The organism is Pseudalkalibacillus sp. JSM 102089 (assembly GCF_041366475.1).
GTDB classification, from domain to species: domain Bacteria; phylum Bacillota; class Bacilli; order Bacillales; family Guptibacillaceae; genus Guptibacillus; species Guptibacillus hwajinpoensis_B.
In genome coordinates this window covers 1-14594 of the sequence record NZ_JBEWYW010000024.1, presented here as the reverse complement: position 1 = coordinate 14594, position 14594 = coordinate 1, and the positions used below count along the sequence as shown (strand labels likewise).

At 36.0% G+C, this 14594-nt stretch carries 17 protein-coding genes; 8 read left to right on the top strand and 9 right to left on the bottom strand.

What is annotated here, in order from left to right; all coding sequences use genetic code 11:
• Window positions 1-242 precede the first annotated feature (242 nt).
• Complete coding sequence (locus tag ABVF21_RS22480; RefSeq protein WP_371019046.1) at window positions 243-500, top strand: hypothetical protein; 258 nt, start codon at window positions 243-245, stop codon at window positions 498-500.
• Window positions 501-582: 82 nt separating this feature from the next.
• Here the strand turns inward: ABVF21_RS22480 and ABVF21_RS22475 are convergent, their stop codons facing one another.
• Entirely contained in the window at window positions 583-1143 is a 561-nt protein-coding gene (locus ABVF21_RS22475; protein ID WP_371019045.1) for a site-specific integrase, read from the bottom strand.
• A gap of 401 nt (window positions 1144-1544) precedes the next feature.
• Here ABVF21_RS22475 and ABVF21_RS22470 point away from each other — a divergent pair, with 401 nt between their 5' ends.
• From ABVF21_RS22470 to ABVF21_RS22460, 3 genes are all read left to right on the top strand, one after another.
• On the top strand, window positions 1545-1700 hold the full coding sequence (locus ABVF21_RS22470) for a sporulation histidine kinase inhibitor Sda (RefSeq protein WP_371019044.1): 156 nt from the start codon (window positions 1545-1547) through the stop codon (window positions 1698-1700).
• A 364-nt stretch (window positions 1701-2064) separates the two neighbouring features.
• Entirely contained in the window at window positions 2065-2943 is an 879-nt protein-coding gene (locus ABVF21_RS22465) for a hypothetical protein (RefSeq protein WP_371019043.1), read from the top strand.
• Window positions 2944-3516: 573 nt separating this feature from the next.
• Complete coding sequence (locus tag ABVF21_RS22460; RefSeq protein ID WP_371019042.1) at window positions 3517-3672, top strand: hypothetical protein; 156 nt, start codon at window positions 3517-3519, stop codon at window positions 3670-3672.
• A gap of 171 nt (window positions 3673-3843) precedes the next feature.
• Here the strand turns inward: ABVF21_RS22460 and ABVF21_RS22455 are convergent, their stop codons facing one another.
• A complete protein-coding gene (locus ABVF21_RS22455) occupies window positions 3844-4401 on the bottom strand; it encodes a hypothetical protein (protein WP_371019041.1) in 558 nt (185 codons plus the stop codon).
• A gap of 541 nt (window positions 4402-4942) precedes the next feature.
• Here ABVF21_RS22455 and ABVF21_RS22450 point away from each other — a divergent pair.
• Both ABVF21_RS22450 and ABVF21_RS22445 read left to right on the top strand, forming a co-directional pair.
• A complete protein-coding gene (locus ABVF21_RS22450; protein ID WP_371019040.1) occupies window positions 4943-5692 on the top strand; it encodes a DUF3800 domain-containing protein in 750 nt (249 codons plus the stop codon).
• A 581-nt stretch (window positions 5693-6273) separates the two neighbouring features.
• Window positions 6274-6465, top strand: coding sequence for a hypothetical protein (locus ABVF21_RS22445; RefSeq protein ID WP_371019039.1), 192 nt, complete (start codon window positions 6274-6276; stop codon window positions 6463-6465).
• A 345-nt stretch (window positions 6466-6810) separates the two neighbouring features.
• Here the strand turns inward: ABVF21_RS22445 and ABVF21_RS22440 are convergent, their stop codons facing one another.
• Complete coding sequence (locus ABVF21_RS22440; RefSeq protein WP_371019038.1) at window positions 6811-7548, bottom strand: type II toxin-antitoxin system PemK/MazF family toxin; 738 nt, start codon at window positions 7546-7548, stop codon at window positions 6811-6813.
• Between the two features lie 289 nt (window positions 7549-7837).
• Between ABVF21_RS22440 and ABVF21_RS22435 the strand changes: the two genes are divergently transcribed.
• Entirely contained in the window at window positions 7838-8650 is an 813-nt protein-coding gene (locus ABVF21_RS22435) for a hypothetical protein (RefSeq protein WP_371019037.1), read from the top strand.
• 15 nt (window positions 8651-8665) lie between these two features.
• Complete coding sequence (locus ABVF21_RS22430; protein WP_371019036.1) at window positions 8666-8854, top strand: hypothetical protein; 189 nt, start codon at window positions 8666-8668, stop codon at window positions 8852-8854.
• Window positions 8855-8997: 143 nt separating this feature from the next.
• Here the strand turns inward: ABVF21_RS22430 and ABVF21_RS22425 are convergent, their stop codons facing one another.
• From ABVF21_RS22425 to ABVF21_RS22400, 6 genes are all read right to left on the bottom strand, one after another.
• Window positions 8998-10290 (bottom strand): replication protein, encoded by a 1293-nt coding sequence (locus ABVF21_RS22425; protein ID WP_371019035.1) that lies wholly within the window; start codon window positions 10288-10290, stop codon window positions 8998-9000.
• A gap of 355 nt (window positions 10291-10645) precedes the next feature.
• Window positions 10646-11164 carry a hypothetical protein gene (locus ABVF21_RS22420; protein ID WP_371019034.1) on the bottom strand — a complete coding sequence of 173 codons (519 nt, stop codon included), beginning with the start codon at window positions 11162-11164 and terminating at the stop codon, window positions 10646-10648.
• Between the two features lie 13 nt (window positions 11165-11177).
• Window positions 11178-12146 carry a tyrosine-type recombinase/integrase gene (locus ABVF21_RS22415; RefSeq protein WP_371019033.1) on the bottom strand — a complete coding sequence of 323 codons (969 nt, stop codon included), beginning with the start codon at window positions 12144-12146 and terminating at the stop codon, window positions 11178-11180.
• Window positions 12147-12308: 162 nt separating this feature from the next.
• The gene (locus ABVF21_RS22410; protein ID WP_371019032.1) at window positions 12309-12494 is read right to left on the bottom strand and encodes a hypothetical protein; all 186 of its coding nucleotides are present in this window, start codon (window positions 12492-12494) and stop codon (window positions 12309-12311) included.
• Window positions 12495-13462: 968 nt separating this feature from the next.
• On the bottom strand, window positions 13463-14080 hold the full coding sequence (locus ABVF21_RS22405) for a hypothetical protein (RefSeq protein WP_371019031.1): 618 nt from the start codon (window positions 14078-14080) through the stop codon (window positions 13463-13465).
• Window positions 14081-14085: 5 nt separating this feature from the next.
• A complete protein-coding gene (locus ABVF21_RS22400) occupies window positions 14086-14448 on the bottom strand; it encodes a helix-turn-helix domain-containing protein (RefSeq protein WP_371019030.1) in 363 nt (120 codons plus the stop codon).
• Between the last annotated feature and the right edge of the window lie 146 nt (window positions 14449-14594).

The following is a 14594-nucleotide window of genomic DNA, read 5'->3' as shown; positions in this document are numbered from 1 at the left end:
TTCTATAGTTTATAGCACATTTATATTCCTAACAAGGAAATATTTTTACAAATTAGATGAAAAAAACTGCTAACTAACTATAATATATAACTATAGTGTATTAAAATAAAGGAACTTCTTCAAATTTTAAATTTGAAGAAGTTCCTTTATTTTAATACGTACATGAACTGTTTAAAAAATCTTCTAAGTGATAATATTTTTATAAGGAACAGAGTACATTATACAAGGAGGGACTTACTATAATGCTTACGGCAAAGAGGGATATCATGAAAAATGTGCCAAATCCAGAAACATACACATGCGTTTGTGGACGCCAGGCTCAGTTGACTGATAAAAATATAACAACTAAGTTTAAAGATCAAACAATAGTTGTTAATAATGTCCCTTCGTATGAATGTTCGTCTGGTCATGTTAAATTATCAAGACTCACACGTGTTAATATTAAAAAACTACTTAAAACGGCTTATGAAAATGGCTTAAATAGTATAAATTATAAGTAAAAGCACTCGAGTATCAACTCGGTGCTTTTTTGTTTTAATTATTAAAACGTTATTTTATTACTCGATAAAAACCCATCAGAAACTACAATGAAAATTCATCCATCACAGAATTAATCATATCATCATTGATCCCAATGTACCTCAAGGTAATTGACGGACTGCTATGCCCAAAAATCTCCTGCAACATCGCGACATCCTTCGTGCGCTGGTAAAAGTGATACCCGAACGTCTTTCGCAACGTATGCGTCCCGATCGCACCCTCGATGCCGACCACTCGCGCGGCCTCATTGATGATCTTCCAGGCCATCACCCGACTGATCGGCTTGTTGCCCTGGCGTGACGGAAACAAATAATCCGACGCAGCTAAGCCCTTCGTGTATTTCGCGATTTCCTGCTGCAGGGCCACCGTCATACGGACCTTCCGGATTTTCCCGGTCTTTTGCTCCTTGATCCGCAAGTGCGTGGCTGAAGCCACATCCATCACCCTTAAGGGTAAAATATCACCAATCCGTAAGCCGGAATTGATCCCAAACGCAAATAAGAAGTAATCTCGGTACGATTTATGCAACAAATGCTCCTTCATCTCCCGGATCTGGTCCGGATCGCGAATCGGTTCCACTGTATTAGCGCCTTTTATTCCCATGCTTTCCCTTCTTTCTGTCCGAGACATTAAACCTTATGGCCAAGCATATACTCTACTTGGGCGTTTGCCCCTGACCAAGATGAAGGTCCTCCTGTCGGAGGGCCTTTTTAATTGGCCATTGAACCCCTCTTTTATCCAAAATGTTTATTTTAGTTATACAATACCATTCAATATGTTAATGTGAAAACCCTTTTTCTTGCGCACACACGAAAAAACCCCTTGTCGGGCAAGGGGTTTCGGTCTCGTTATCGGGTTTTGATGAGTTTAACAAACTATTTATTTTGTTAATCTCATTGTTCGATTTAAATTTGAAGGATTCATCCTATCAAGATGGGGGTATTGTCAAGAATTGCAATAAAATACAAACTCCCAAAGACATACACCTAGAATATAAATCGTAGATGAGGATTCAAAGGAGAACTACATTGTCCGTAACATCATTGTCTGATCATCTTTTAATTGAAGTTTATAACAAAGCCATTGAGCTAAAATTAGAACCCCAGTTTATTGATTTATTGGAAAAAGAAATTAATAAAAGAGGCTTGTTTTCTACGTAGATAAATAAAGCCATTAAAAAAGCACGTTGGTCTGTACGACCAACGTGCTTTTATTTAACAAACTAACCATTTTGTTAAACTCATTTTCTGAATGCAGGCAACCCGAATAAGTACAAATTAATTATAATCTTGGCATCGATCATCGAAGAAAAAAATCCATAATAAAAACAGATCTGCCTTTATAAAAGGTTTCAAAATACCTATTTCTGTATTTTTAATATGTTAATTATCGGTGATAATAATCACCGATATACAGAAAAATACTGGTTTTTTATTCCTATTTATTGAAATTCATTACATAAAACATGAAAAAAATGTTAACTTATGGTCTGTTAGAAATCAATTAGACAACTAGGGGGAAATCATGAAGAAGATCATCGGATTACTTATGAGTGTGATATTTATCGTTAGCATGCTTCATACTCCGCAAGTACAAGCAAATAGCAATCAGAAAGACATCAATGATATTAGAGAATACGTAGAAAAAAATGTACCAAAGCTAGTAAAGAAGTTATCAAAGTTACAGAACAAAACTACTTCCTTAGAAGAAATTCAAAAAGTAATTGATCAGTATTACAAGAAAAACCCAAGTCCCGACGCGATGAACGACCCGTCTATAAATTTGAAAGACGTATTCCCTGAAAAAGCTAAGGAAGCTCAACCGGGAGATAAATTTGTTATTAACGAATTTATTAGCAACCAAAAACAAGTTGATCAAGATGGAAGATTACTAGAATTCAATATACAAAATGGTAAAGTAAATGTCTTTGTTGGTGACACTGGAGAGATAGTAATACTCCAACAAAAGACTGAGGAAGAAAATAAAGAACTATCTAAAATTCAAACAAGTCAAATAACGATGGCTGCTGCTTCTGGACCTAGAATAACTAGTATCGAGTCAACCACAGGTATAGGATACAGTGCTGCAGGTGGAAAAATGTATACACTACAAGCAGAAGGACAATTTTCTTACACCGGCTCTGATGTAAACGTCTATTATGGTGACGGATATTGGCAACGACACCTTTGGGGTTCTACTCTTTCAATATCTGACAGAGGCATGGGGAAATCTAAAAAATACAATACAGGTGGATACACATATGCAGAGGTATATTCAAGATTGTATGTAGAAGCCCAGTATGGATTTAGATGGGCTGGTATTACTATGAATAGTAATACCGTTGAAGCGTACGTTGGCTCTACAGTAACTGGAAATTTATACGGTGGGCTTACCACACGCTAATTAGATAAACAAAAAAGAAGACCATTAATAGGTCTTCTTTCTTGTATATTTTATTTTAAAAATAAAATATACTTATGATATTATCATCATTTTTTTCAAAGTTGCGATATGCAATTGCTATAAGGAGGAAGACATGGTTATCAAAATAATGAGGATTATTAGTATTTTTCTAATCCTTTACTTAGTCACAGGTTTTATTTTGTATTTTTTTGTGCAAAATGCCCCAAATTCATTGCCAATATTTTACTCAGGAGTCATAGTACTCTTTATCTTAATAATTGGATATTTAATCCGCCATTATTCAAAAAGAAATTAAAACATTCAACAGATGATGAGCATTTTCTTCTCTTCCTAATTCCGGTTACTGGAATCAGGATTAATAAGTATAAAGACCGTCGTAATGCATTGCTCAATTTGAGCAATGCATTAGCTATAGCCTTATAGAAACCCAGAACTTAACAATATAGCCATTTTGTTAATCTCATTCAACGAATATACATTGCGCGAGGCCACCACTTAACTATCACCTATTTTGCGCGCTCCACTTAACTATTTTAATGGGAGAGATAATCTATGGGTGACTTAATAAACATAAACTCTAAGGGAAGAGCTTTAAAGCTAGAGGGTAGAGATGAACGCATAGCCAAGCGTACGAAAGATATTAAAAATAGAGCTAAAGAATTAAAGAAGCAAAGTAAGGATTTGTTAGATAGTTTTAAAAGATACTAAAGAAAAACCGCCAGTTAAATTGGGTGACGTCAGCAAAACACAAAAAGTGTACGTTTTGCTGACGTTACCCCTTTCTATAAATAAAGAGCACATTGATCTAATACAAGATCAATGTGCTCTTTATTGCTGGCGGTACCCCATATTCGTCGGAAGGAATTATTAAATAAAGGTTTAAATTTTTATTCCCCCAGATAACTCTTTATCTTCAGGGAAATTCGAATTTTCTCTATCGTTTTTATTTATATTATAATGGATCTCATCTATTTGATAATAATTGTTTATTACTGGTTTAGGATCCGGGGACATAAATCCATAATAAGTTATCAGTGCAGCACCGAGGTTCAAACATGCAAAAGAACGTTTTACTATAGGTTTAACTCGTGGATACGCTTTAAAAACCTGCCCAAAGAAATCTTTACAATAATCTCTTAATCTTTTGGTTCTAGTCACATTTTTTGTTTCATTACTTAAATATCCATTTTCATTAACTTCAATTGAATTATCTAAAGCATACTTATTAATATCGTAAGCCAATTGAGCAACCATTATTGCATTTAATTCTGCAAGCTTTTCATAAACCGATTTCATTATAAGTGACAAACATTCACCAAGTTTACTCATACGTTTCGCAAATTCTTTTGTAATTAATCCAATGTTCCTTGTAGCAAGTTCAACTTGTTTATAAATATTATTTACATCAATATCTGATGTTTTTAATGTAGTATCCATCCTGGTATGCCCCCTCTCAACAGCCTTGATACACTTATTATTATTCTATCAGTATAAGCATATATAAACTATCTAAAATAGCATTACTAGTGGGTTTAAATTACTATAACCTCTATAAACCTTACAACTTCACTTTTTCAAAAAAGGAAATGGCTTTTTACCAGCGCCTTATTTGATTTATTTTAACTATTAAAATCCATTAATTTATATAGATATTATTTACATACCTTTGCTTTATGCATATAACTCTATATATCGAAAACGAATATCTTGCGACATTATGTAGTTAATTGACAACCTATTAAACACGAACAGTACAAATTATCTTATAAGCTGAGTAATATAAAAGAGAAATAGCTTATTCAATTGGAAAAAGGGAAAAATAGAATATAAATTATTTAACCAGAAAAATTCCGTGGAACATTGTGGAACATTGAAATTTTATTAGTCGAAAGTTTATCCTCGTTATAATAGAAGTAGACGAAAACTTTAACGTTATAAAAAGGAAAATAGAATAATAAGGCTGGAGGGAAGATGCACCATGGCAATTGTAAAAATGTACGGAGATGAAAGCAGCCAAAATGGCCATGATTTTATGGTACTCGGTACCATTTGGGATGAAACCAATTGTTGCGATGCAATTGAAATAGATGTAGCTAGATTAAAAGGGGAGAGAGGCTTCAAAAACGAGTTTCATTGGACTGATTTGAAAAGACATCAACTTTCAGTATACCAAGGGCTAATAGACATTTTTGCTAGCTATCGATCAAGTGATTGCTTCAGATTTTGCGCTTTAGTTGTAGATCAAAATGATTTTGCTCACCAACTATACAGTGATGACGATGAACTTCATTTTTATAAAATGTTTTTCTGGTTAATTTACCGCAGGCTTGATCCATCAAAATCATACGGTATTTTGCTAGATAGGAAAACAAATTCGGTAGAGGGAAGACTTTCAGAATTAAAACATACTTTAAATCAAAAATGCATTAAAGATCATAGTCCTTTTCTAAGAAGAGAAATAGTCAGGTATGTAGAGCCGAGAGACGGTTCGCAAATTGGTTTGCAAATTGCGGACGTGTTTTCTGGCGCCATTGCGTATGTTTGGAACGGACACTACGCTGCAGCAAAAATGGCAAACCCTAACACTAAAAATCCTAAAGTAAAATTAGTTGATTATATCCAAAGTACTTTGGGTATAAATTTGCAAAGTTTCCATGGTCCAGAAGAAAGCCCTAACTTCAACATCTGGCGCTTTCAAAGAAGAATAAGTAGACATTGGTCCCGATAAATACTAAAAAGCGCCCCAGCCCCTATCCTTAGGATTTCCGCACGACCGAAAAGGTCATGGTTTCGGGGGGTGGTGGCGCATTATTACCGTTATCGGCTTATCGAATAAGATTTATACTCTCTTAAACCCCAGTATAGTACAATTTTTTTCCCTTATCATTAATTTTAAAACACCTTTATGAACCCTTAGTGGCATTATGAGAAAGTTAAGATTGATAATTCTAATATTAACGAAAACATACGTTCTTGTTAATAGGCTTACTTACCTATAATTTAAATTTTTATAAAGCTATTTGCGATTTCCTTATCTCTACCTTCTCAACCTGGAATTGTTTTATTTGTATGGCGTCTCTTCGAGAGACGCTTCTTTTTTTATCTAAATTGGTACCAATTTGTATTTCACACGCGCCTATACCTTATATAGATAGCATTAATCTAGGAGTTACTCTCTTTTATTTTAAGTATAAGAGGTTAAAATCTCAAAAAATCTTCGTATTTCATCTAGTCTTTTGTCAAACCACCTCCTATACTCATTGTAATCTTAAGAAAGGCTCTCTAAAGGGAAATGAAAGGGGAAAGAATATGAAAAAGACAATTACTACCTTATTACTAATCATTGTTCCAGCACTTATCCTGGAAGTTATTGACGCTACAATAAGAGATTTGTGTATAGCTATTGTTGTTTTATCACCTTTTTGCTTAACCCTGATAATCCAACAGGCCAAATCATCATTTAAGTCCTTTATTGTAGAGATCCTCGATAGAAAGAAATGATTATTTTCTTCTTAAAAAAACAAAAATGGGGAAATTTAGAACAATATCAACTCAAAATAAAAGTAAATGGTTTTGTGAAAACAGTATGACAAGATAAATTAAAAAAGCTACTTCATTATGATGAAGTAGCCACATTGCTATATAAAATGGGAAAACCCCACCATTAGGTGAGGTTCTCTGAGCGTTAAAGCTCCAAATCATGGTGCGCTTTTCATAATCGTTTGAAGAAGCGCTGGGCGCATAGACCCTAAATATAATTATTATCCACTCTAAGGAAATTTATATTTCCTGTTCATCTAAATTATACCATTTGAATTATAAAAAGCAATAGGTGCACGAAAACTCCTAAGCTAACCCTTCCGATTCGTCTCTTAATTGCTTTTCAATCAAGGTTATATGCCTCTTTAACCTATTGACCTCATTTTCCTTCTCTTCAATTTCTTTATCTCTTTTTTTTACTTCTTCGGTTAAATAATCCTGATTCTTAACAAGGAAATCATAACTTTTAGGAGATATGTATTCCATCAGTACGTGGTCAATTTCGTTAAGCTTAGGTGTGTTCGATACTCGTCCAAACTTTTGCATAACCCTAGTTTTCGAAATATATCTAATTTGCTCTAATTTGATACCAGAACTATAAGGTAAATCACCTAAATTTTTTCTTTTTTTAGGCAAATCAACATGTGTTTCTTCTTCATCCATAAAACAAGCAGAAGATAACGGAGCAATAACTATCCCCTCACCTTTGTCTGCTAAAACGATAGCAGGGTGATCGTAAGTTAATTCAGTTCCAAAATGACCAAAAAAGTCAACATATACTATTTGCCCTCGGTAGAAAGTATAACTATCATAGCCCCCCGAAAAACCTTTCGTTTTATCAGAAACATAGTTATTAAACCCCAAAAACCACCTGATACCATCTTCCAAATCCCAAGTTTTTAAATTTACATCCAAGTCCTGGGCCCTTTCTAAAATATCTGATATTAATTGAGGTTCTTGACTAACACGTTTGCCATCACAAGGTTTTGTTCCTGTGCGAATATTTCTCTTAGTTTTCCCTAAATAATATGACCTACTTCTCACTTCACCCCCTCCTAATATTGTAAATTCTAACATATTTTTAGGAGGGTATTCCTTATTGAGAACGTGAAACTTGCATCTTTTTAGTAAGTACACCTAAGGTTAGGTACCTTAAGAACACTCTAACAAACATAATTAAAATTGAATTAAAGTAAAAACCCTATTATTATGGTGCAAAACTTATATATAAATCCAATATAAATTGATCATAATCTAGTTTCAATTAAGTATTAATTCAAGGTATAATTGAACAAACTACTTAAATTAAATTTGAATTTAAAGGAGCGATAAAATGTTTGAAAAACAATGGTTTACTTTGAAAGAGGCTGCAAACCATTTTGCTATTGATTCTAGTCGTTTACGAGACTGGACTAATAAAGGGCTAGTTGAGTACGACAAGCGCTCCAATCAAAGATATATACCTTCAACTGAATTTATTAAGATCTCAAAAATTATAGAAATATTCGAAAAAGCAAAGACTGCTGGAACACGTAAAACATTTGATGATGTAAAAACAGAATTACAAAAAGAAAATCTCTATACACAGTACCAAGAGGATCAGGAACAAAAGAAAATTGAAAAAACAACTGAAATAGCCCTTAATTCAATTAACACTGAATTAAAGGATACATTAATGGCTATGGCTCACGGATTCAAACAAATACAAGAGGAAAACCATTTAATTAAAGAACAATTCAACCAGCTGTTAGAACAACATAATAAAGCTTTAAGTAAGTTAGACAAGCTAGAATCCACAATTAGTAATTACGGAGACAATAGTAAAGAAATAGCTGTTGCTCTTGAATCCAAAACTTCTCAAGAAAAAGTGACGACTAATGAAATTGCTAATCTCAATAATAAAGTAGAAGAACTCATTAAAAATGACCGAGAGAAACGTTCAAACGATATATTAACTAAAAAGAAAATTGAAACACAATTAGAAGAAGAAGCCCTTAAAATTTGGAATGAAAAGTCTGAAGAAGAGCGTACACGCAAAGTGGGTTTTTTTAAAAGAGAAGAAGATATACCAAAACGCAACACATTCATAAAAGAATACACCGATTTGCATTTTGAAACTCGCATTAAAAAAGAATATCAAAATTAAAAGAGGTGGAGACATATGAAAGACAAAGAATCAATAAAACCTACAGGATGGGAAAACATTGATAAACTTCTGTTAGAGACAGAACAAGCTATAAAAGAATATGAAACTACTAAACAACAGTGGGATCAAATACAGAAAAAACAAAGACACAGTAGATCAACATTGAAAGTACAACTTAAAAGAACAAAAAGAAAAAACTCCTAACGCCCTATCGGTTGTTTCCCTACCTCGGGACAAGGATACACCCCCAAGCCCCCAACTAAATAGACAAATATATACTACTAAAACAAACGCTCCTAAAGAAGCAGGGCTACGCCCCATAATATAAGGGCGACAACCGGTGCGCATCATAATTTCTTTTTTAACTTCCTGATATAGGACTCCGAACAACCTAACAATTGAGCTATTTTATAGTTAGAGTGCTCTGGGTGGTATTCCAATGCCCTCTTTAACAAAAATAGTTTATCTGCAGTAGTTTCATTAGAGTGTTCTAAGTATTCTGCTCTGCTTACAGAACCACGTTCATTTCTTTTCCTTAGCATGTCTCTTTCAAGTTTTCGTCTACGCTTCTCAGGAGCAGCTATAATCGTTTTTAAGTGTTTCTGCTCTTCCTCGGTAATATCCAGCCAGTCAATGATTTTCGTGTTCTTCAGATTATACCCTGCCCCGGGATATCCTTTGCTAATTGCAACCTCATTCGCTTCTTTATTACTACGCGCCTTCCAAGCCTTCTCAGCGCTCTTTGTGGCTCTTTCTACTTCCTGTATAGGTAAAGGGTTACTAAACTGCAAATTAAGCGATATGGTTTGATCTAAGGCTTCAATAGGGTCATTACTAAAGCAGCAAAGCCAATATCGATATAAAAACAGTAGCGTTTCTCTGTTACCATCAACTTCGTAGTTTCTTAGCTTGATGAGCTTTACAATATCCAACAATCTAGTGTGATGAAGTTTATATGTATTGAATAGTTGAGCAACCTTCTTTTTACGACCGGGACGCTTTTTTACAGGTTGATCGATCACTTCCGTCAATTCAGGTAAATATTCATATTGAACTTCACGAAGTTCATAACGCCGATCGTGCCTATATTCAGCCCTAACTTCCTCTCCGTTTTTTGAATTGATACTTCCGTCAAAACGAAATACACGAGCTGCATCTGCTGCTTTAGGATCACCACCAAGGGAAGATAATTCATTCAACAAATAATTTTGTACAGCTTGCCATAATGGGAGAGCTTTGTAAGGTACTGGATCCAACAGCCATATCAAAACAACACCTTGTCCACTATAAATAATAAGGTTTGGCTCTGGGATTGATTGCCCGTAAAACTCATGCTCTAGCTTACTTATGACCCATGAAAGATCATAGTTAAATAAGTAAAAATCTAAATCCACATATAATGAGCGTAACTCTCTAATATTTTCTATACTTCGAGTGGGTTTAAAGAAGGTGTTTTGAGAGAAAAAAACATCTTCACCAATCCAGTTCTTAAGTTCATTTGCCAATTTCTCAGGTCTATAGTGATATTGTTGGAATTTACCATCCTTTGTCTTTTTGGCAACGGTAATCCAACCATCAGCTTTATTGTGGTGAAACCAGGCGTGGTAAGCTGCACGTTCAATGTTCTTAGTATTTTCCATATAAAAAATCCTCCCTCGTAGTGGAAGGACTTGCACACCCTGTGATAGAATAAAACTATCAAATGAATAACAAGGGCTTTAAAACCCTCGAAGGTGTACAACCTTCTCGTATTGAGAGAACCCCGCGGCGGCCAAACCATAGGGGTTTTTCTCGTTATAAGACAATTCTATCAAAAATATAGAAAACCTGCTTAGTAGTCTAGTGATAAAAAAGACTAGAATCGGTTTTTCTTTTCGTAAAACACGCATAATAAAACCAATTATTAGTCCACTGTGGTCAGTTCGTTGGCCCGAACTGGACTTTTTTTGTAAATACGTACTTTTATGACTGAATTCACACTAAATTAAATTTCAATTAAACCTTTTGAGTTGCATCAAACAGCTCATTTATCCCTTCAATTAGTCGATTTGCCTTCTCTTGATCTTCATCAGATGCTTGTTGCATTTCTTCTCGCAACGTTCTCTCCCAATAACTCGCTAGATCGAAAATCTCCCATTGAATTGAATCTAAGGTCCTCTTTGCTAAATCTTCTTCATTTTCCGTTTTATACGTCATATTGGTCGGTTCATATTTTAAAAACGTAGCAACCCAGCCATATTTTTTGCTTCTGTATGCCGCATGATATTGGTAAGGGTAATAGGCAGGCAATACCGTATTCTTAATGTGCCTCAATGCCTGACGCAATGGTAAATCAGCTGGAATATCATTCACGACAATATCAATAAAATGCCGACCTTGATCGTGTCGTTCTTTTAAATATTCAGGTTGCGGAGCTCTTCCCTGCGCCATTCTGCGCCATCTCCCTACCGTTTCTTGTAGTTCTCTAACGTGTTGGTTTAAGCGATCCACTTCATGTTCTAAGGCCTGTGTCACTTGCAGTTCCTCCTCATTCCGTTAAATAAATTTTTGTGACATCTTCTCTTGAGTGACCAATAAGTTCCGATACGCGATAGCGTGCTGTTTTGGGATCCATGCCTTTTTCTATCAGGTTTTGATACTTTTCATAGGCGTAGCTGTGTCGCAGACCGTGCACGGTTAACTGAACGCCAGGAGCTCTTGCTGCTGGGTCAGCTATTTTATCCCGATGGTTATGAATGAAATCTTGCGTAGCCTGAATAACTTGATGGGCTTTTTGTTCTTCTCGAACAAAGAGTTTATGATCACGAGCTACTCCTCTCATACAATCATGTAAAATATTGCGCACAGACGGTTCTAAGGGGACTTTTCGTACAAGCCCACCTTTGCCCTTGATTCGCAAAAAATTCGTCTTACAAGCCATCTCAGCGTCCTTTCTTGATAAGCGAACGGCTTCATGGATTCGCAGTCCCTGTTCCCGACATAATTGCAGGATGTGGCCCGTTTCCGGATGTTGCAGACGGTAAGTCAGGTTCACCATCTTCTTATACTCACTGTCAGTCCAACGGCGATTTACTCTTCCAAACATCCTGCGCTCAAGAGAGAGACCATAATGATCCTTGAGCTTTTGATTATCCGGAAGCTCGTGACGTGTTTTAGGGAGATGATCATGAAAGTATCGAATGGCCACAAGATCCAGCTTGATGGAGGAGGCTGACTTCCCTGTTTGCTGACGGTCTTCTATGTACGCCGCAAGGTGCTTTCCGGATAGGTTTGCTAGATTCTTTAATGCAAATCGATCAGCTGTAAATCGAACAAATTGATCCATGTGGTGGTAATACTGGCGCTGACTTGTGAGACTTGATCCTTTTGCGTGCCTGGCTGCTTTGTTAACTTGCAGCATCAAGTTTTTATAAGCTCCTTTATTCGCGATACGATCACTGCGCTCTGCGAAACCTTGTAACTCGCTGTCTTTTTTAATCCAGCCTTTTTTCGCCATATCTCTCCTCCTTTTTGTGACTGAACAGACTTCACCTATTGGCACCGCCTGGTGTCTTTACTGAAGTTTTATAAAACAGCCTCCTAAAAGCAGCTCTCGTTCCCATCAGAACGGGAAAGAGCCCTGCCTCCTATCGAGCTGTCTATACTGTGGTTCGTTTCCTTACCACAGTATAGACAGCTCGACAGCCTCAGCCATTTGCTTGTAAGTGCGTTGAGCATGAGTTGCACCTGCACGTCTTCGACGTGTGATTTCCTGACGGAAATCGTGCAATCTACTTGTTCCAGCGTGATGCTGGTGGCCAATGCCGAAGTAGGGTTTGTCCGTAGACGAGATTCTTCGGAGCATTCCCGATCACTCGGTACTCTCAATCTCCTTTGAACCTTTTATCCTCTCGGGTCGTTCCATCCGATAGAGGTGATCTGGCTATCTTCCATCGCCATAATCAATTTGATTACTTTATCCTCGCCACATCTCCATTGGGTAGAGGCGATCAGCTTCGCTTTCATTCGCTGATCATTATTGATGTGATTGCTGAATTGTACACACAAAAAAACGAAGGTTCAGCGCCTTCGTTTTCCTCACTCCAGAATGAACTGGTCTATTTATATCAACATGCTAGACGCATGATTATTTGAGGTCACGCAACTTCGGATAACGCAAAAAAGCGACCTCCGGAAGCGACTAATAGACACACCTGTGGTGTGCGTAGAGTCGATCCAAAGATCGCATTGTTTAATAAGTACCCGCAGACCCTTATTGGGTCGCAATAAAATAAAAAGTAAATTGAATATAATTCCATTATAACCAATCACTTTTGGAATTGCTATACCCTTTAATAAGAATATTTGTTCCCTGGTCCAACCATTGGACCCCCCCCCTCAAATGATTTGAGAGGGGATATTCAGTGACCCTGTTTTTGTTATAGTTAGAAACTCAGTCTCTTCAGGCTTTGAAGAGAAAAATTCTATTTTTGTTATAGTTGATCAACTCAACTTTAAATGATGGAATTCCTTTTATGACTGGGATAATGCAAAAGATGACCATTGAATTCGTGAAGTAACTATAACAAAAACAGGGTCATCGACCTCTCAACATTGCAAGACACTCTCTCCTAAAACGGTCACACATGGACTTTACTGTTCACTATTAGTAAGTCCCAAGGGAATATTCGTTCTCCCTGGTAAAATAATTTTACTACCCCCCTCAAATAATTTGAGGGGGTTCGAGAAAAACGAGGAAGAGCTTCGTATTGTGACATAATCCAACTTATCTGTAATTAGAATGCCAAAAAACCTAAAATGGATAACCTTCTATTAATGATTATCCATTTTAGGTTTTTTGATTGGCTTAAAATCTGGTTCAAGGATAGTAATCACCATTATAGTCTCTTCAAACTCTTCTGGATCTTTCTCAAAATTAATAACCACTTGGGCATCGTCAAGTCCATCAGATTCATCACGATTTTTCCCTTTAAAACCTCTTATTCTAAAGCCAAAGCGCTTCCAACTCTCTTTTGTCTCTGGGTCGAAACGAACTCTTATTTGTTCTACTCTAAAAGCTCTCTTTAAGCTTTCTACAATCTCGTGCTCAACGTTACCTTGATCCCAATCTCTCTCAATTAGAATTTCTTTAACGCTTAATCTGTCTTGCCTAGCATGGCCTGTAAAATCAACCAATTCTAACTCAAGAATTTCTTCAATGGATAAATCTTTAAATATAGATTCAATTAACTTAATGACGGCCTGACTTTGCTCGTCTGTTACCACTTTTATAGGAACACCAGAATTAGATTCTACTACGGAAGCCTCTGAACCCTCGATTTTCTCTTTTACAAGCTCAACTTGTCCATCGTTCAACTGAACTACATCTTCAGATACAGTCAGTGTATACTCAACACCATCTTTACTTCTGAAAACGTGATTATTCCCCAATACTATCACTTCCCACTCTGTCTATAAGGTTTAATGAAGGTGTGCGAAACCCCATTCATTTTCAATTGAAGCCTTTCAATCAGACCAACCTCTTCAAGTTCTTTAAACCAAGTACTAATAGTACGCGGCGACTTTCCAAAGAATTCAGAAATCCTATTAATATCATGATAACATTCTCCAGTATGATTATTGGAATGCAATCCCAAATAAATAAACAACGATACTGCTCCTCCAGATAGTTCAGGGAGAAACTTTTTGAATTCTGAAAAAACCGGAAAAAAGCCGACTTTCTCTATAAAGTTTTCATCTCTCCATCGAGAATGCTCCTGACGTAATTCAGTTGCTCTACCTCTTTTATACTTATCCATTATGTTCCACTACCCCTCATTCTATAGTTTATAGCACATTTATATTCCTAACAAGGAAATATTTTTACAAATTAGATGAAAAAAACTGCTAACTAACTATAATATATAACTATAGTGTATTAAAATAAAGGAACTTCTTCAAATTT